This window comes from Mycobacterium tuberculosis H37Rv (assembly GCF_000195955.2).
In the GTDB taxonomy this organism is placed as follows: domain Bacteria; phylum Actinomycetota; class Actinomycetes; order Mycobacteriales; family Mycobacteriaceae; genus Mycobacterium; species Mycobacterium tuberculosis.
In genome coordinates this window covers 515,327-532,960 of the sequence record NC_000962.3, presented here as the reverse complement: position 1 = coordinate 532,960, position 17,634 = coordinate 515,327, and the positions used below count along the sequence as shown (strand labels likewise).

The window sequence follows — 17,634 nt, the reverse complement described above, 5'->3', positions numbered from 1 at the left end:
ATCTTCGGCGTAGCTGACCATCGCCTCAGCGATCCGGCGGATGTCGCCGTTATCGGGCTATCCCCCGCAGGTAGGCGGCCTGCCCGAGGTGCTGAGCGCAGTCGTCGACGATGCTCACCAACCGTGCGCTGACGGTAACCGGCGGATTCCAACTGGTATCCACCACACGGGACAACTCATCTGCGGTCATGCCAGCGATGTATTCCAGGGTCAGTTTATGCACCGCGTGGTAGTACCCCGACAGCAGGTCGGCGGGTGCCCGTACCTTCGCCACATCCTCGGGACGGTGTCCATATCCGGTGTCGTGCCGCGGCAGATCTAACCCAAAGCGGTCCACCCAACCGTCGCGGGTCCACACCTCTTCCACGCCGGCCACATGGGCGACCTGTATATCCTGCACCCGGGCGCTGTGCCAGAGCAGCCACGCAATGCTGTTGGCGCTGGGGGTCGGGCGGTAGCAGGCGAGTTGGTCGGTGAGGCCGTCGGTGAGTTCGTCGACATGTTCGATCAACCGGGTGAACGCGTCGCGGAGCAACTCTTGGGCCGCGGCGTCGGTGCTTGCCATACCAGCGACATTACGGGGCAGGTGGCAGACCCTCAGCTGCATCCCGGCCGCCAGTCGGCCCCTACCCGGGACTAGGTAAGCTGGCGGTTCCTAGGGGCGCTCCAAAGATGACCCCAAAGATGAGTGGTATTGAAGTGCCGATACCGCCACGGCAACGGTCGCTGACAGTTAAGTTGGATCAGTGACAAGCCCGCATTTTGCGTGGTTGCCGCCAGAGATCAATTCGGCACTGATGTTTGCCGGTCCCGGGTCGGGACCGCTAATTGCTGCGGCCACCGCCTGGGGCGAGCTGGCCGAAGAATTGCTCGCGTCAATAGCGTCGCTTGGCTCCGTCACATCCGAACTGACTAGTGGCGCCTGGCTGGGTCCGTCCGCGGCGGCGATGATGGCCGTCGCAACCCAGTACCTAGCCTGGCTCAGCACGGCGGCAGCGCAGGCGGAACAAGCGGCCGCACAGGCCATGGCAATAGCGACCGCGTTCGAGGCGGCGCTGGCGGCCACCGTGCAGCCGGCAGTGGTAGCGGCCAATCGTGGCCTGATGCAGCTGCTGGCAGCTACGAACTGGTTTGGGCAGAATGCTCCGGCGCTCATGGACGTCGAGGCGGCATACGAGCAAATGTGGGCATTGGACGTGGCGGCGATGGCTGGTTACCACTTCGATGCGTCTGCGGCCGTCGCACAACTGGCGCCCTGGCAGCAGGTCTTGCGGAACCTCGGCATCGACATCGGCAAGAACGGCCAGATCAATCTGGGCTTCGGCAACACCGGCAGCGGCAACATCGGCAACAACAACATCGGCAACAACAACATCGGCAGCGGCAACACCGGCACCGGCAACATCGGCAGCGGCAACACCGGCAGCGGCAACCTGGGCCTCGGCAACCTCGGCGACGGGAATATCGGCTTCGGCAACACCGGTAGCGGGAATATCGGGTTCGGGATCACCGGTGATCACCAGATGGGTTTCGGCGGCTTCAACTCGGGTAGCGGCAACATCGGCTTCGGGAACTCGGGCACCGGCAACGTCGGCTTATTCAACTCCGGCAGCGGAAACATCGGCATCGGGAATTCGGGCTCCCTGAACAGCGGCATCGGGACCTCGGGGACAATCAACGCGGGCCTCGGCAGCGCAGGCAGCCTCAACACCAGCTTCTGGAACGCGGGGATGCAAAACGCCGCCTTAGGAAGCGCGGCTGGCTCGGAGGCGGCCTTGGTCAGCTCCGCCGGCTACGCCACCGGCGGCATGAGCACGGCGGCTTTGAGTTCGGGCATCCTCGCCTCCGCCCTCGGATCAACGGGCGGTCTCCAACACGGCCTGGCGAACGTCCTCAACTCGGGCCTGACCAACACGCCCGTCGCCGCCCCGGCCAGTGCTCCTGTTGGCGGCCTGGACTCAGGCAACCCGAACCCCGGTAGCGGCAGTGCCGCGGCTGGCTCGGGCGCAAACCCGGGCCTTAGAAGCCCTGGCACCAGCTACCCGAGCTTCGTCAACTCGGGCAGCAACGACTCGGGCTTGCGGAATACCGCCGTGCGTGAGCCGAGTACCCCCGGCTCCGGCATCCCCAAGTCGAACTTCTACCCGAGCCCCGACCGCGAATCCGCCTACGCCAGCCCGCGGATCGGGCAGCCGGTCGGTTCGGAGTAACACATCGGGCGCCTATCCTCGAATCCGTGGGTGCCAAAAAGGTAGACCTCAAACGGCTGGCCGCCGCCTTGCCCGACTACCCGTTCGCTTACCTGATCACCGTCGATGATGGCCATCGCGTGCACACGGTGGCAGTCGAGCCGGTGCTGCGCGAACTCCCCGACGGCCCCGATGGACCCCGGGCAGTGGTCGACGTCGGCCTGATCGGGGGTCGTACGCGGCAAAACCTGGCCCACCGCAGCGAAGTCACCCTGTTGTGGCCGCCATCCGATCCTAGCGGCTACTCGCTGATCGTCGACGGCCGTGCCCAGGCGTCGGACGCAGGCCCCGATGACGACACCGCCCGCTGCGGTGTCGTACCCATCCGCGCGCTGCTGCACCGAGACGCGGCCCCCGACTCGCCCACAGCGGCCAAAGGTTGCCTACACGACTGCGTGGTGTTCTCGGTACCGTAGCTCCCAACCAGAGGAGCCCGGCCCCACAAAGGGACCGGGCTCCTCGCTGCGACTTCTCGCCGGGGTCAGAAATCCATGCCACCCATGTCGCCGCCACCGGGAACGGAAGCCTTCTCCTTTTCCGGCTTGTCGGCAACGACGGCCTCGGTGGTCAGGAACAGCCCCGCGATGGACGCCGCATTCTGCAGCGCCGAACGGGTCACCTTGACCGGGTCAGCAACGCCGGCAGCGAGCAGATCCTCGTAGACACCGGTCTGAGCGTTCAGTCCGTGGCCAGCCGGCAGGTTGCGCACCTTCTCGGCCACCACGCCCGGCTCCAGCCCGGAGTTGAAGGCGATCTGCTTCAGCGGGGCCTCCAGCGCCACCTTCACGATGTTGGCGCCGGTCGCCTCGTCGCCTTCGAGCTTCAGCTCGTCCAGGGTCGGGGCCGCTTGCAACAGCGTCACACCCCCACCGGCGACGATGCCCTCCTCGACGGCGGCCTTGGCATTGCGAACCGCATCCTCGATGCGGTGCTTGCGCTCCTTGAGTTCGACCTCGGTGGCGGCACCGGCCTTGATCACCGCGACACCACCGGCCAGCTTGGCCAGCCGCTCCTGCAGCTTCTCACGGTCGTAGTCGGAGTCGCTGTTCTCGATCTCCTGGCGGATCTGGGCCACTCGTCCGGCGATGGCGTCGGTGTCACCGGCGCCCTCGACGATGGTGGTCTCGTCCTTGGTGACCACGACCTTGCGGGCCTTGCCTAGCAGCGACAGGTCGGCGTTCTCCAGCGTCAGGCCGACCTCTTCGCTGATCACCTGACCACCGGTGAGAATGGCCATATCCTGCAGCATCGCCTTGCGGCGGTCGCCGAAGCCGGGAGCCTTGACCGCCACCGACTTGAAGGTGCCGCGGATCTTGTTGACGACCAGGGTGGACAGCGCCTCGCCCTCGACGTCCTCGGCGATGATCAGCAGCGGCTTACCGGCTCCGATGACCTTCTCGAGCAGCGGCAGCAGATCCTTGACAGTGGACACCTTGGAGCTGACCAGCAGGATGTAGGGGTCCTCCAGGACCGCCTCCTGACGCTCCGGGTCGGTCACGAAGTACCCCGAGATGTAGCCCTTGTCGAACCGCATACCCTCGGTGAGCTCGAGCTGCAGCCCAAAGGTGTTGGACTCCTCGACGGTGATGACGCCCTCGTTGCCCACCTTGTCCATCGCCTCGGCGATCAGGTCACCGATGGACTGGTCACCCGCCGAAATCGCTGCGGTGGCCGCAATCTGCTCCTTGGTCTCGACCTCCTTGGCGCCCTTGAGCAGGGTCTCGGTGACCTTCTCCACGGCCTTTTCGATGCCGCGTTTGAGACCGAGCGGGTTGGCGCCGGCCGCGACGTTGCGCAGGCCCTCGCGAACCAACGCCTGGGCCAGCACGGTGGCCGTCGTGGTGCCGTCACCGGCGACGTCATCGGTCTTCTTGGCTACCTCTTTGACCAGCTCGGCGCCGATCTTCTCGTACGGATCCTCCAGCTCGATCTCCTTGGCGATGGACACACCATCGTTGGTGATCGTGGGGGCACCCCACTTCTTTTCCAGGACGACGTTGCGGCCCTTGGGGCCCAATGTCACCTTTACCGCATCGGCGAGGGCGTTCAAGCCCCGCTCGAGGCCGCGACGGGCCTCTTCGTCGTACGCAATTGTCTTGGCCATTGCGAAGTGATTCCTCCGGATCGGGGATGAAACGGGGGTCACCGGGTGACGGCAACCCCGCTACTTACGCTGGCCGGGCGCAGTGCCCGCGACGGACGGCTCAAGTTGTCCTCGCTGCCACTCGCTGCGACGACGGGCCTGGCCTCACCGTCCCGACCTAGCACTCACCGGTCGCGAGTGCCAACGTTATTCTTAGCACTCGCCTATGCCGAGTGCAAGAAGCCCCGCACCGGGTCATGCCCCTCGTTCGACCGTGTCCTCGGCCCTCCGATCCGGGTGAGTATGTTCGGCCCATGACCGCCAACGACAACAAGACCCGTAAATGGTCGGCCGCAGACGTCCCCGATCAAAGCGGGCGCGTCGTTGTGGTCACCGGCGCCAACACCGGCATCGGCTACCACACCGCCGCCGTGTTTGCCGACCGCGGTGCACACGTAGTGTTGGCCGTCCGCAATCTCGAGAAGGGCAACGCCGCCCGGGCCCGCATCATGGCCGCCCGCCCAGGCGCCCACGTCACGCTGCAGCAACTCGATCTGTGCTCGCTGGACTCGGTGCGCGCAGCCGCCGACGCGTTACGCACGGCCTATCCGCGCATCGACGTGCTAATCAATAACGCCGGCGTGATGTGGACGCCGAAGCAGGTCACCAAGGACGGTTTCGAGCTGCAGTTCGGTACCAACCATCTCGGTCATTTCGCACTAACCGGACTGGTACTCGACCACATGCTGCCGGTACCCGGTTCGCGGGTGGTGACCGTCAGCAGCCAGGGCCACCGGATTCACGCTGCCATCCACTTCGACGACTTGCAGTGGGAACGCCGTTACAACCGCGTCGCCGCCTACGGACAAGCCAAACTGGCTAATCTGCTGTTCACCTACGAGCTGCAACGCCGGCTGGGCGAAGCGGGCAAATCCACCATCGCCGTCGCCGCTCACCCTGGCGGCTCCAACACCGAGCTGACTCGCAACCTGCCGCGACTTATCCGGCCCGTCGCTACCGTGCTCGGGCCGTTGCTTTTCCAAAGCCCAGAGATGGGCGCCCTGCCAACACTGCGTGCCGCCACCGATCCGACCACGCAGGGCGGGCAATACTACGGCCCGGACGGGTTCGGCGAGCAGCGCGGTCACCCGAAGGTGGTCCAATCCAGCGCGCAGTCCCACGACAAAGATCTGCAGCGCCGCCTCTGGACCGTCTCCGAAGAACTCACCGGCGTCAGCTTCGGAGTCTGAACGACCGATAATGGCCGGGTGCGGTCAGTCCAGGAGCATCAACGTGTCGTAGCGGAGATGATGCGCGCCTGTCGCCCGATTACGGTTCCGCTGACCCAGGCTCAAGGTCTGGTCCTGGGCGGCGACGTGGTCGCACCGCTGTCGCTGCCGGTTTTCGACAACTCCGCAATGGATGGCTATGCGGTGCGCGCCGAAGACACCTCAGGTGCCACACCGCAAAATCCGGTGATGTTGCCGGTCGCCGAGGACATTCCCGCCGGGCGCGCCGACATGCTGACGCTGCAGCCTGTGACTGCGCACCGGATCATGACCGGTGCGCCAGTGCCCACCGGTGCGACGGCGATCGTGCCGGTCGAAGCCACCGACGGCGGCGTCGATTCGGTGGCGATCCGCCAACAGGCCACCCCAGGCAAGCACATCCGACGGTCGGGCGAAGACGTCGCCGCCGGTACCACGGTGCTGCACAACGGCCAGATCGTGACCCCGGCGGTGCTCGGCCTGGCCGCCGCGCTGGGTTTGGCCGAGCTGCCGGTGCTCCCCCGTCAGCGGGTGCTGGTGATCTCCACAGGGTCGGAGCTGGCGTCGCCAGGCACGCCCCTACAACCGGGTCAGATCTACGAGTCCAACTCGATCATGCTGGCCGCTGCCGTCCGCGATGCGGGCGCCGCTGTGGTCGCCACCGCAACCGCCGGCGACGACGTCGCGCAGTTCGGCGCGATCCTTGACCGGTACGCGGTGGACGCCGACCTGATCATCACCAGCGGCGGTGTCAGTGCCGGAGCCTACGAGGTGGTCAAAGACGCGTTCGGCAGCGCTGACTACCGGGGAGGCGACCACGGTGTCGAATTCGTCAAGGTGGCGATGCAACCCGGAATGCCCCAGGGCGTCGGGCGGGTGGCAGGTACGCCGATCGTCACCCTTCCCGGCAACCCGGTCAGCGCGCTGGTGTCCTTCGAGGTGTTCATCCGTCCCCCGCTGCGCATGGCCATGGGCCTGCCGGATCCGTACCGGCCGCACCGAAGCGCGGTACTCACCGCGAGCCTGACATCGCCGCGCGGCAAACGTCAGTTCCGACGCGCAATACTCGATCACCAGGCAGGCACGGTCATCAGCTACGGCCCACCGGCGTCGCACCATTTGCGTTGGTTGGCATCGGCCAACGGACTTCTGGACATCCCGGAGGACGTCGTGGAGGTGGCTGCCGGAACGCAGCTGCAAGTCTGGGACTTGACCTAACCGGACCGATCCTAGTGCCGTGCACCCAACCTGCGGCACGAAGCTCCGTAAGATGACCCCGTGGCCAGACGCCCCCGCCCCGACGGCCCGCAACATCTGCTCGCCCTGGTGCGGTCCGCCGTTCCACCGGTTCATCCGGCCGGGCGGCCGTTCATTGCCGCCGGCCTTGCGATTGCGGCCGTCGGACACCGCTACCGGTGGTTGCGCGGCACGGGTCTGCTGGCGGCCGCTGCCTGCGCGGGCTTCTTCCGGCACCCGCAGCGGGTACCGCCCACCAGGCCGGCTGCCATTGTCGCGCCCGCCGACGGCGTGATCTGCGCGATCGACTCAGCGGCCCCACCGGCCGAACTCAGCATGGGTGACACGCCGTTACCGCGAGTCAGCATCTTCCTGTCGATATTGGACGCCCACGTGCAACGTGCCCCGGTGAGCGGGGAAGTGATCGCCGTGCAACACCGGCCGGGCCGGTTCGGGTCGGCCGACCTACCGGAGGCGAGCGACGACAACGAGCGCACCAGTGTGCGGATCCGCATGCCCAACGGCGCCGAGGTGGTCGCGGTGCAGATCGCCGGGCTGGTGGCGCGCCGCATTGTGTGCGACGCACACGTCGGAGACAAGCTGGCCATCGGTGACACCTACGGCCTGATCCGGTTCGGCTCCCGGCTGGATACCTACCTGCCAGCGGGCGCAGAGCCGATCGTCAACGTCGGCCAGCGCGCGGTCGCCGGCGAGACCGTGCTGGCCGAATGTCGATGATCGGAAAGCCCCGCGGCAGGCGAGGGGTAAACCTGCAGATACTGCCCAGCGCGATGACGGTGCTGTCCATTTGCGCGGGACTGACCGCAATCAAGTTTGCGCTCGAGCACCAGCCGAAGGCCGCGATGGCACTGATCGCCGCAGCGGCCATCCTCGACGGGCTCGACGGCCGGGTGGCCCGCATCCTGGATGCCCAGTCGCGGATGGGCGCAGAGATCGACTCACTGGCCGACGCGGTGAACTTCGGAGTGACACCCGCGCTGGTGCTTTACGTGTCGATGTTGTCGAAGTGGCCGGTCGGTTGGGTGGTCGTGCTGCTCTACGCGGTGTGCGTGGTATTACGGCTGGCGCGGTACAACGCACTGCAGGACGACGGAACCCAGCCCGCCTACGCGCATGAATTCTTCGTCGGAATGCCCGCGCCGGCGGGCGCGGTTTCCATGATCGGCCTGCTAGCCCTCAAAATGCAGTTCGGCGAAGGATGGTGGACCTCGGGCTGGTTCCTCAGCTTTTGGGTGACGGGAACGTCGATACTCTTGGTCAGCGGGATCCCGATGAAAAAGATGCACGCCGTGTCGGTACCACCCAACTACGCGGCCGCCCTGCTGGCGGTGCTGGCTATCTGCGCGGCGGCCGCAGTCCTGGCCCCCTACTTGTTGATCTGGGTGATCATCATCGCCTACATGTGCCATATTCCTTTCGCGGTGCGCAGCCAGCGCTGGCTTGCCCAACACCCTGAGGTGTGGGACGACAAGCCCAAGCAACGGCGCGCGGTGCGGCGCGCGAGCCGCCGGGCGCATCCCTACCGGCCGTCGATGGCGCGGCTGGGCCTGCGCAAGCCGGGTCGACGGCTGTGACCCACCCGGACCCGGCCCGCCAACTCACCCTTACCGCCCGGCTGAACACCTCGGCCGTCGACTCACGCCGCGGCGTCGTTCGGTTGCACCCCAATGCCATTGCTGCCCTTGGCATCCGCGAGTGGGACGCGGTGTCGCTGACCGGCTCTCGGACAACCGCCGCGGTCGCCGGCCTGGCCGCGGCAGACACCGCGGTCGGGACGGTGCTGCTCGATGACGTCACACTGTCCAATGCGGGCCTTCGCGAAGGCACCGAGGTGATCGTCAGCCCGGTCACCGTCTACGGAGCGCGATCGGTGACGCTGAGCGGTTCAACGCTGGCCACCCAGTCGGTGCCGCCGGTCACGCTGCGGCAGGCCCTACTCGGCAAGGTGATGACCGTCGGTGACGCGGTCTCGCTGCTGCCCCGCGATCTAGGCCCCGGCACATCCACGTCGGCTGCCAGCCGCGCATTGGCAGCTGCGGTCGGGATCAGTTGGACCTCGGAGCTGCTGACCGTTACCGGCGTCGACCCCGACGGGCCGGTCAGCGTGCAGCCCAACTCGCTGGTCACCTGGGGCGCTGGGGTCCCGGCCGCAATGGGTACGTCCACGGCCGGGCAAGTGAGCATCTCGAGTCCGGAGATCCAGATCGAAGAGCTCAAGGGCGCCCAGCCGCAGGCTGCCAAGCTCACCGAATGGCTCAAGCTTGCCCTCGATGAGCCGCACCTACTACAGACCTTGGGCGCCGGCACCAATTTGGGTGTGCTGGTGTCGGGTCCGGCCGGGGTGGGCAAGGCGACGCTGGTGCGCGCGGTGTGCGACGGCCGAAGGTTGGTGACACTGGATGGTCCGGAGATTGGAGCTCTGGCCGCCGGAGACCGGGTCAAAGCCGTGGCCTCGGCAGTGCAGGCGGTTCGCCATGAGGGCGGTGTGTTGCTGATCACCGATGCCGACGCCCTGCTGCCAGCCGCCGCCGAGCCGGTAGCCTCGCTGATCCTGTCCGAGCTGCGTACCGCGGTGGCCACCGCCGGTGTGGTATTGATCGCCACCTCAGCACGGCCCGATCAACTCGATGCCCGGCTGCGTTCCCCCGAGTTGTGCGACCGGGAGCTTGGCCTGCCGCTGCCCGACGCGGCCACCCGCAAATCGCTGCTGGAGGCGCTGCTGAATCCGGTTCCTACCGGAGACCTCAACCTCGACGAAATCGCCTCCCGCACACCGGGTTTCGTCGTGGCCGACCTGGCTGCGCTGGTTCGCGAGGCGGCGCTGCGGGCAGCGTCTCGAGCCAGTGCCGACGGCCGACCACCGATGCTGCACCAAGACGACCTCCTCGGTGCGTTGACCGTCATCCGGCCGCTGTCCCGCTCGGCCAGCGACGAAGTCACCGTGGGTGACGTGACGCTCGACGATGTCGGTGACATGGCCGCGGCCAAACAAGCACTGACCGAGGCGGTGCTGTGGCCGCTGCAGCACCCCGACACCTTCGCTCGGCTAGGTGTCGAACCGCCGCGCGGGGTGTTGCTGTACGGCCCGCCCGGCTGCGGCAAGACCTTTGTGGTTCGTGCCCTGGCCAGCACCGGACAGTTGAGCGTGCATGCCGTCAAAGGGTCGGAGCTGATGGACAAGTGGGTGGGCTCCTCGGAGAAGGCAGTCCGCGAGCTATTCCGGCGGGCCCGCGACTCCGCGCCGTCACTGGTGTTCCTCGACGAGCTGGACGCTCTGGCGCCACGGCGCGGTCAGAGCTTCGACTCGGGCGTCTCCGACCGGGTGGTGGCCGCGCTGCTGACTGAGCTCGACGGTATTGACCCGCTGCGGGATGTCGTCATGCTAGGCGCGACCAACCGGCCCGATCTGATAGACCCGGCGCTGCTGCGCCCGGGGCGGCTAGAACGGCTGGTGTTCGTTGAACCGCCCGACGCTGCCGCTCGCCGCGAAATCCTGCGCACCGCTGGCAAGTCGATCCCGCTGAGCTCCGACGTCGACCTGGACGAGGTGGCAGCCGGACTCGACGGTTATAGTGCCGCCGACTGTGTGGCGCTGCTGCGCGAAGCCGCGCTTACCGCGATGCGGCGTTCCATCGATGCCGCCAACGTCACCGCCGCCGACCTGGCGACCGCGCGAGAAACCGTGCGCGCGTCGCTGGATCCGCTGCAGGTGGCGTCGCTGCGTAAGTTCGGCACCAAGGGTGACCTTCGGTCCTAGCGACCACTGATGAAGTCGAGCAATTGCGGGTACTGGTCGGCAATGGTGCGAAGGCGTTGACCATTGTCGAGCCGGTTCCGCACCCGGATGCGCTTGCCGGCGGTGACGGGTCCGTATATGGTGCTCGGCGCAGTGAATGTGGTTCAGGCCCAGTGGGTCAGACGCACCGCGTAGGGCAGTTACGTCGACAACTCGAACTCCACCATCGCGGCCACCGAGTCCAGCGCGTCACCCAAGCGGACCAATCGATCGGCCGCCGACGGCGTCGCCAGCACGGCGTACCGATCGGCCGGGCCCATCGGCACTCGACATGCCAGCGCGTACAGACGCTGCCCGGTATCGGCTGGGTCAACCACCGGGTAGCCCAATACCACCTCACGGGCCGGCAGCCGAACTCCCCGGGCGGCAGCGATCCGCTCGAATAGCGCCACAACCCGGTCTTCGACTTCCAGCAGCTGGGCAGCCGTCACTGGGTGCCCCGGCTGGTCGGGCCAGAACCGTACCTTCGCACGCGGGTACGGATCGTCGGGCAGCCAGTCGCACACCCGGATCCGTTCGCCCACCCGGCAGCGCAGCATATAGCGACCCGAACCCGCGTCCGCGCATTCGGTGATCCTGGCCAGCGTCCCGACATCACATCGCGTATCGCCGCCGCCGACCTCGCGGCCACGCGAGATCAGTACAACACCGAAGCGAGGATCCGCGGTGTCCATGCAGTCACGGACCAGCGCCGCGTAGCGGGGCTCAAAGATGTGCAACGGCAGATCTTCGTCGGGCAGCGGCGCCGACTCGAGCGGGAACATCGCCAACTCAACCGGCGCGAAATCGGCCATCACCTAAACCTCAATCTCCTCGCGGCTGGCGGACGTCACACTCAGCCAGCCCGCATCGGCTAAATCACCAGCTCGGCAACCAGCGCGTCAACTACCGCGCGCAAATCGCCGTCATGCTGCTGCGCCACTCGCAGCTGCCGCTGGTAGGAGGCGCCATCGCGGTAGATATCGGAGACCGCGGCAAGCTCGTCGGCACAGTTCAGCGACTTGGCGACCGGCTCCAGCCGGGTCAGCACATCCGCGAGGTCATCGGTAACCAGCCGTTCGTTGCTGTCGGCGTCCAAGATGATCACCGCGTCCAGGCCGTAGCGGGCGGCACGCCACTTGTTCTCCTGGACGTGCCAGGGAGGCATGGTCGGTAGCGTTTCGCCGGCGTCCAAGCGGCGGTCCAGATCGACGATCAGGCAATGCGTCAGCGCGACCAGCGCGCCGAGCTCTCGTAGGTTGGACACGCCATCGCAGATCCGCACCTCCAGGGTGCCCAGATGGGGTGAGGGTCTTATATCCCAACGGATTTCGTCCATATGGTCGATGATGCCGGTCTTCTTCTGGTCGTACACGAAACCTTCGAACTCCGCCCACCTCTGAAAGTGAAACGGCAGCCCGGCGGTGGGCAACTGCTGGAACATCATCGCCCGGTTGCTGGCATACCCGGTGTCTTCGCCACCCCACCAGGGTGATGAGGCCGAGAGCGCCAACAGATGCGGGTAGTAGTTGAGCAGCGACGTCATGATCGGCATCACTTTGTGCGCCGAGCGAATCCCGACATGCACGTGTACACCCCAGATCAGCATCTGCCGGCCCCACCACTGGGTGCGTTTGATCAGCTCCGCGTACCGCGGCGCGTCGGTGAGCTTCTGGGCCGACCACCGCGCGAAGGGGTGGGTACCCGCGCAGAACAGCTCCATCCCGCGGTCGCGCACGATCTGACGGGCGGGGCCCAGGGTATCGCGCAGATCCTGCATTGCCTCGGCGGTACATTCGCAGATACCGCTGACAATCTCTACGGTGTTGCGCAGCAATTCCTTGTGGACCCGCGGGTTTTCGCCGATTTCGGCGATAACCGCGGTGGCTTCATTGCTCAGATCGCGGGTCTGCGAGTCAACGAGCGCGAACTCCCACTCCACACCGAGGGTGGGCCGCGGTGAGCCTGCGAAATCAATTCGGGCGGCCGACCTGCGGGCAGGCAAGCTAGCCGGAACCAATGACACCGCACGCCACCCGCTTGCCGGCGTCGCCGGTGGTCAACGTCGTCTCGTCGGGACCCGGAGTCCCATTGACCTGGACGTAGCGTTCTGGCGGAATGTTGGCAAAGTTGTCGGCGCCGGCGTGAATGATGATCGCGGTTTTCGCGCCGCTCAGCAGGTCGTCCATGGTGAAGGCGTCGGTGGTGGTCACCAGCATCGCCGAACCGTCACCGCGTACCTGCAGCGAGGCCAGGTCGCCGCTGGCGGGGGTGCCGGTATGCCCTGGCACGTGGTAGTGGCCGCCGGCGGACAGAAAGTTGCCGGGCGCACCGCCGGTGGGGGCAACCGAGTTGGGCTCACACTTACCCACCTGGTGGATGTGTAGGCCGTGGAAGCCGGGCGTGAGCTTACCGACGCCGGTCGTCGCGATCGTGACGGTGGCATAGCCGTTGGCGAACTCGAACTTCGCGGTCGCTACCTTCGTGCCGTCGGGCGCCGTCAGGGTACTGGTCAGGCTCTGCGCACCGGGCGACTCCTCGTCGTGACCCGAAAGTCCCGACGGCGCGGGCGATCCGGTCCAAATCGACGGCGTGGTACCCGGAACTGTAGACGCGTGCTGCGGCGACGAGCATGCGCTCAGCAGCGCGGCACCGGCGCCCAGAAACAACGCGGACAGGACCGACGTGCTGACAGCTGCGTGATTGCGGTGATCGGCGGGCTTTGGCATAGCGAGAGCCTAACCTGGCGTTCGAATCAGCGTCAGCCGGTCACCACGACGATGACCCCGGGCGGCTGGTCGGACAGCTCTGGCAGTCGCAGCTCCACCGCTGCTCCTAGCGTCCGGCCTACCGCGTCGGCGGTGGCCCGTTCGCCTTCGACTTCGGTGTAGTACACCGTGGTCGCCGCGACGTCGGGTAACGATAGATTCCCAACGTCGGTGACCGTGAAACCGGCCGCCTTGAGCCGATCGGCCGTCCGCGCGGCGGCGCCTTCTGTGCCTGAGATGTTGTAGACGCGCACCTCGGCCCGGGGCGCCGCGGGCTTAACGCTGGTCGACGTCGGCGCCGCAGTGGTGGTGGTCATGGTGGAAATCGCTGACGAGTCGTCCTCGGAGTTCGGAGACGAACCCAGTGCCTGCCAGACGAGCAGCAGGAAGACGACGCCGAGAAACAACAGCACCATCACCATGGCCCGCAGGGGAAGCCCGGAAGAGTCGGGTACACGCTCATTCATCGAGCCCACTGTAACCAGCACCGGGACACAACCGGCAAAAGCGGGGAGAGTGTCAGGTCACCTCGAAGCCAAGGCGTCGCGCGGCCCGCGCCTTCTGCCGACTGGCGCGCAGCCGCCGCAACCGCTTTACCAGCATCGGGTCGGCGGCCAGCGCCTCGGGCCGATCCACCAGCGCATTGAGCACTTGGTAGTAGCGCGTCGCCGACATGGAGAACAACTCTTTGATGGCTTCTTCCTTGACACCGGCAAACTTCCACCACTGACGTTCGAACGCCAGGATGTCGTGCTCGCGCCGGGTCAGCCCATCGGCGACCTCGGCGTCGTCCCCCGATCGAATTGCCCGCGCCATGGCGCTGTCCATATCGCTTTCCCCTGGGCCCTTCCGGCGAATTCTCAATGTGTACGAATGACTTGGCCTACGTAGGCGCTTCTTCGGCGAATATTGAACCACGCCAGGAACCGTCGGGCGGTAATCCTGCCCGCGAGTCGGCCGACTTGCTTGCACCCGACTGCCGATCGCGGCGCGCCGGCTCATGCTCCGAGTGTGAATCCTGCGACGCGACATGCCGGCCAGCCGTCGTGTGGTTCACACCCGGCGATGATGCCCGCCGCCCCGCGGCGCGCCTAAGCCGATTGCCCGCCTCCTCAGCCCGCCGCCTCGCGGCGCGTATCGTCGGCGCGCTTAAGCTAGCCCACCATGGCAGTCGTACCCATCCGCATCGTGGGCGATCCCGTCTTACACACTGCGACCACACCGGTGACGGTCGCCGCCGACGGTTCACTCCCGGCGGATCTCGCCCAGTTGATCGCCACCATGTACGACACCATGGACGCCGCCAACGGAGTCGGCCTGGCTGCCAACCAGATCGGCTGCAGCCTGCGGCTCTTCGTCTACGATTGCGCCGCGGACCGCGCAATGACCGCCCGCCGACGCGGTGTGGTCATCAATCCGGTGCTTGAGACCTCCGAAATACCTGAGACCATGCCCGACCCGGACACCGACGACGAAGGCTGTCTGTCGGTTCCCGGCGAGTCATTTCCTACCGGACGCGCGAAGTGGGCACGAGTCACCGGACTCGACGCCGATGGCAGTCCGGTCAGTATCGAGGGCACCGGCCTGTTCGCGCGGATGCTGCAGCACGAAACCGGGCACCTTGATGGATTCCTGTACCTGGACCGCCTCATCGGCCGGTACGCCCGCAACGCCAAACGGGCCGTCAAGTCACATGGCTGGGGCGTTCCCGGACTGTCGTGGCTGCCCGGCGAGGACCCCGACCCGTTCGGTCACTAATGGTCTCGTGGCCGGGGCTTGGGACACGGGTAACGGTGCGCTACCGCCGGCCCGCCGGATCGATGCCACCGCTGACCGATGCGGTGGGTCGGCTGCTAGCCGTCGATCCGACGGTGCGAGTGCAGACCAAGACCGGGACCATCGTCGAGTTCTCGCCCGTCGATGTGGTGGCCCTGCGGGTCCTGACCGATGCGCCGGTGCGCACCGCCGCGATCCGCGCACTTGAACACGCCGCCGCGGCGGCCTGGCCCGGCGTTGAACGAACCTGGCTGGACGGCTGGCTCCTGCGAGCCGGACACGGGGCCGTACTGGCCGCTAATTCAGCAGTACCGCTGGATATCTCGGCACACACGAACACCATCACAGAAATCAGCGCATGGTATGCGAGCCGTGATCTGCAGCCATGGCTGGCCGTCCCGGACCGCTTGCTGCCACTACCGGCCGACCTGGCAGGTGAGCGCCGAGAGCAAGTGTTGGTGCGTGACGTGTCCACCGGTGAACCCGACCGGTCGGTCACGTTGCTGGACCACCCCGACGACACCTGGCTGCGGCTCTACCACCAACGCCTACCCCTCGACATGGCGACCCCCGTCATCGACGGCGAGTTGGCATTCGGCAGCTACCTGGGTGTGGCGGTCGCACGTGCAGCGGTAACCGACGCACCCGACGGCACCCGGTGGGTGGGTCTGTCGGCAATGCGTGCCGCCGACGAGCAATCCGCGACCGGCTCCGCTGGCCGCCAATTGTGGGAAGCGCTGTTGGGCTGGGGAGCGGGCCGCGGCGCGACCCGCGGCTACGTGCGCGTGCACGACACCGCGACATCCGTCCTCGCCGAGTCCCTGGGCTTCCGGCTGCACCATCACTGCCGCTATCTTCCTGCCCAGTCGGTCGGCTGGGATACCTTCTAGCCATGCCCGACGGCACAATTGACGGCGGCCACCCCCAACGCCCGGCTTCGCCGCGCTTGCGATCGCCGCTGCTGCGGCTGGCCACCTGGAATGTGAATTCGATTCGCACCCGGTTGGATCGTGTCCTCGATTGGCTTGGGCGCGCCGATGTCGACGTGTTGGCCATGCAGGAGACCAAGTGCCCGGACGGCCAATTCCCGGCCTTGCCGCTGTTCGAACTCGGCTATGACGTCGCACACGTCGGCTTCGATCAGTGGAACGGCGTGGCGATCGCATCCCGCGTCGGCCTCGACGACGTGCGGGTTGGGTTCGACGGCCAGCCCAGCTGGAGCGGCAAGCCGGAAGTGGCCGCCACGACGGAGGCCCGTGCCCTGGGCGCCACCTGCGGCGGCATCCGGGTGTGGAGCCTCTACGTGCCCAACGGGCGCGCCCTGGACGATCCGCACTACACCTACAAGTTGGATTGGCTTGCCGCGCTGCGTGATACGGCCGAAGGCTGGCTACGTGACGATCCCGCCGCACCAATCGCACTGATGGGCGACTGGAACATCGCTCCGACCGATGATGATGTCTGGAGCACCGAATTCTTCGCCGGCTGCACGCACGTTTCCGAACCCGAGCGCAAGGCGTTCAACGCCATTGTCGACGCGCAATTCACCGATGTAGTACGGCCTTTCACCCCGGGACCCGGGGTTTACACCTACTGGGATTACACGCAGCTGCGGTTCCCGAAGAAACAGGGCATGCGCATCGACTTCATCCTCGGCTCGCCGGCGTTGGCCGCCCGGGTGATGGACGCCCAGATCGTACGCGAGGAGCGTAAAGGCAAAGCGCCCAGCGACCACGCTCCGGTGCTCGTCGACCTGCACGCCGGGTAGGCGGCGTACGGCGGTAGTCGGCAGTCGCGCCGCACGCGGCAGTTGCGCGTTGTCTCAGTCAGGGCGGCGTGGCAGGCTTGCATTTCGAGAGCGCTGAACAGAAATCTCGTCAGCGGTGCGAATGCAGGGTGCGGGTTAACGAGTGTAGAACTGTAGCTAAACCATTTGTAAACGAATGCAGTTTGGGCCAGGGAGTCATCATGAGTGTGGTCGGCGGGACAGTTCGAACCGTGGGGCGAACGGTGAGTGGTGCAGCAACGGCGACCACAGCGGCCGCGGGTGCGGTGGGTGGCGCCGCCGTGAGCGGCATCGTCGGCGGTGTGACCGGAGCCGCCAAAGGCATTCAGAAGGGGCTTAGCAGCGGCAGCAAGTCGACCGCGGCAGCCGCGTTGGCCATCGGTGCGATCGGTGTCGCTGGACTCGTCGATTGGCCGATCCTGTTGGCCGTGGGCGGCGGAGCGTTGCTATTGCGGAAGCTCAACCGCACCCCCGAGGTGGCCGCACCGCCGGTGAAGGCGAAACTTGCGCCGGTGCCCGACAAGCCGGCTGCCGCAAAGGAAGCGCCAGCCAAAGCGAGCAAGACAACAGCCAGGAAGACGAGCGGTCGCCGAGCGGGCACCGCTGAGCTGCGCAGCACCAACTAGTCTGGCGGCGTTGAGCAACTCTTGAGCATTGCTGCATCCATCGCAC

Annotated in this window: 18 protein-coding genes; 11 read left to right on the top strand and 7 right to left on the bottom strand. The window is 66.6% G+C overall.

What is annotated here, in order from left to right; genetic code table 11:
* Nucleotides 1–49 precede the first annotated feature (49 nt).
* A complete protein-coding gene (locus Rv0443; protein NP_214957.1) occupies nt 50–565 on the bottom strand; it encodes a hypothetical protein in 516 nt (171 codons plus the stop codon).
* Between the two features lie 181 nt (nt 566–746).
* Between Rv0443 and PPE10 the strand changes: the two genes are divergently transcribed.
* Entirely contained in the window at nt 747–2,210 is a 1,464-nt protein-coding gene (gene PPE10 / locus Rv0442c; RefSeq protein ID YP_177726.2) for a PPE family protein PPE10, read from the top strand.
* A gap of 26 nt (nt 2,211–2,236) precedes the next feature.
* On the top strand, nt 2,237–2,665 hold the full coding sequence (locus Rv0441c) for a hypothetical protein (RefSeq protein ID NP_214955.1): 429 nt from the start codon (nt 2,237–2,239) through the stop codon (nt 2,663–2,665).
* 65 nt (nt 2,666–2,730) lie between these two features.
* On the opposite strand, the gene groEL2 is transcribed toward Rv0441c, so the two are convergent.
* Complete coding sequence (gene groEL2 / locus Rv0440; RefSeq protein NP_214954.1) at nt 2,731–4,353, bottom strand: molecular chaperone GroEL; 1,623 nt, start codon at nt 4,351–4,353, stop codon at nt 2,731–2,733.
* A 293-nt stretch (nt 4,354–4,646) separates the two neighbouring features.
* Here groEL2 and Rv0439c point away from each other — a divergent pair, with 293 nt between their 5' ends.
* From Rv0439c to Rv0435c, 5 genes are read left to right on the top strand one after another with little or no spacing between them, the layout of a single operon-like run.
* A complete protein-coding gene (locus tag Rv0439c) occupies nt 4,647–5,582 on the top strand; it encodes a dehydrogenase/reductase (RefSeq protein ID NP_214953.1) in 936 nt (311 codons plus the stop codon).
* An 18-nt stretch (nt 5,583–5,600) separates the two neighbouring features.
* On the top strand, nt 5,601–6,818 hold the full coding sequence (moeA2, locus tag Rv0438c; RefSeq protein YP_177725.1) for a molybdopterin molybdenumtransferase: 1,218 nt from the start codon (nt 5,601–5,603) through the stop codon (nt 6,816–6,818).
* Nucleotides 6,819–6,878: 60 nt separating this feature from the next.
* A complete protein-coding gene (psd, locus tag Rv0437c; protein ID NP_214951.1) occupies nt 6,879–7,574 on the top strand; it encodes a phosphatidylserine decarboxylase in 696 nt (231 codons plus the stop codon).
* Complete coding sequence (gene pssA, locus Rv0436c) at nt 7,571–8,431, top strand: CDP-diacylglycerol--serine O-phosphatidyltransferase (RefSeq protein NP_214950.1); 861 nt, start codon at nt 7,571–7,573, stop codon at nt 8,429–8,431. The genes psd and pssA overlap by 4 nt, the downstream gene beginning before the upstream one ends.
* Entirely contained in the window at nt 8,428–10,614 is a 2,187-nt protein-coding gene (locus Rv0435c) for an ATPase (RefSeq protein NP_214949.1), read from the top strand. The genes pssA and Rv0435c overlap by 4 nt, the downstream gene beginning before the upstream one ends.
* 179 nt (nt 10,615–10,793) lie before the next feature.
* Here the strand turns inward: Rv0435c and Rv0434 are convergent, their stop codons facing one another.
* Genes Rv0434 through Rv0430 form a run of 5 tightly spaced genes read right to left on the bottom strand, consistent with a single transcriptional unit; the run spans nt 10,794 to nt 14,228 of the window.
* On the bottom strand, nt 10,794–11,447 hold the full coding sequence (locus Rv0434) for a hypothetical protein (protein ID NP_214948.1): 654 nt from the start codon (nt 11,445–11,447) through the stop codon (nt 10,794–10,796).
* A gap of 59 nt (nt 11,448–11,506) precedes the next feature.
* The gene (locus tag Rv0433) at nt 11,507–12,637 is read right to left on the bottom strand and encodes a carboxylate-amine ligase (RefSeq protein ID NP_214947.1); all 1,131 of its coding nucleotides are present in this window, start codon (nt 12,635–12,637) and stop codon (nt 11,507–11,509) included.
* A 1-nt stretch (nt 12,638) separates the two neighbouring features.
* Nucleotides 12,639–13,361 (bottom strand): superoxide dismutase, encoded by a 723-nt coding sequence (sodC, locus tag Rv0432; RefSeq protein NP_214946.1) that lies wholly within the window; start codon nt 13,359–13,361, stop codon nt 12,639–12,641.
* A 32-nt stretch (nt 13,362–13,393) separates the two neighbouring features.
* Entirely contained in the window at nt 13,394–13,888 is a 495-nt protein-coding gene (locus tag Rv0431; RefSeq protein NP_214945.1) for a tuberculin-like peptide, read from the bottom strand.
* Nucleotides 13,889–13,919: 31 nt separating this feature from the next.
* Nucleotides 13,920–14,228: a hypothetical protein gene (locus Rv0430; protein ID NP_214944.1), complete on the bottom strand. Its 309-nt coding sequence runs from the start codon at nt 14,226–14,228 to the stop codon at nt 13,920–13,922.
* Nucleotides 14,229–14,564: 336 nt separating this feature from the next.
* On the opposite strand from Rv0430, the gene def reads away from it, so the two are divergent.
* From def to Rv0426c, 4 genes are all read left to right on the top strand, one after another.
* Nucleotides 14,565–15,158 carry a polypeptide deformylase gene (def, locus tag Rv0429c; protein ID NP_214943.1) on the top strand — a complete coding sequence of 198 codons (594 nt, stop codon included), beginning with the start codon at nt 14,565–14,567 and terminating at the stop codon, nt 15,156–15,158.
* Complete coding sequence (locus Rv0428c) at nt 15,158–16,066, top strand: GCN5-like N-acetyltransferase (protein ID NP_214942.1); 909 nt, start codon at nt 15,158–15,160, stop codon at nt 16,064–16,066. The genes def and Rv0428c overlap by 1 nt, the downstream gene beginning before the upstream one ends.
* 2 nt (nt 16,067–16,068) lie before the next feature.
* Nucleotides 16,069–16,944, top strand: coding sequence for an exodeoxyribonuclease III protein XthA (gene xthA, locus Rv0427c; RefSeq protein NP_214941.1), 876 nt, complete (start codon nt 16,069–16,071; stop codon nt 16,942–16,944).
* A 200-nt stretch (nt 16,945–17,144) separates the two neighbouring features.
* Complete coding sequence (locus Rv0426c) at nt 17,145–17,588, top strand: transmembrane protein (protein ID NP_214940.1); 444 nt, start codon at nt 17,145–17,147, stop codon at nt 17,586–17,588.
* Nucleotides 17,589–17,634: the final 46 nt, after the last annotated feature.

Coding starts and splice junctions, on each gene's coding strand:
- Rv0443 (NP_214957.1), bottom strand. CDS start 565: ATGGCAAGCACCGACGCCGCGGCCCAAGAGTTGCTCCGCGACGCGTTC.
- groEL2 (NP_214954.1), bottom strand. CDS start 4,353: ATGGCCAAGACAATTGCGTACGACGAAGAGGCCCGTCGCGGCCTCGAG.
- Rv0439c (NP_214953.1), top strand. CDS start 4,647: ATGACCGCCAACGACAACAAGACCCGTAAATGGTCGGCCGCAGACGTC.
- pssA (NP_214950.1), top strand. CDS start 7,571: ATGATCGGAAAGCCCCGCGGCAGGCGAGGGGTAAACCTGCAGATACTG.
- Rv0434 (NP_214948.1), bottom strand. CDS start 11,447: ATGGCCGATTTCGCGCCGGTTGAGTTGGCGATGTTCCCGCTCGAGTCG.
- sodC (NP_214946.1), bottom strand. CDS start 13,361: ATGCCAAAGCCCGCCGATCACCGCAATCACGCAGCTGTCAGCACGTCG.
- Rv0430 (NP_214944.1), bottom strand. CDS start 14,228: ATGGACAGCGCCATGGCGCGGGCAATTCGATCGGGGGACGACGCCGAG.
- def (NP_214943.1), top strand. CDS start 14,565: ATGGCAGTCGTACCCATCCGCATCGTGGGCGATCCCGTCTTACACACT.
- Rv0428c (NP_214942.1), top strand. CDS start 15,158: ATGGTCTCGTGGCCGGGGCTTGGGACACGGGTAACGGTGCGCTACCGC.
- xthA (NP_214941.1), top strand. CDS start 16,069: ATGCCCGACGGCACAATTGACGGCGGCCACCCCCAACGCCCGGCTTCG.
- Rv0426c (NP_214940.1), top strand. CDS start 17,145: ATGAGTGTGGTCGGCGGGACAGTTCGAACCGTGGGGCGAACGGTGAGT.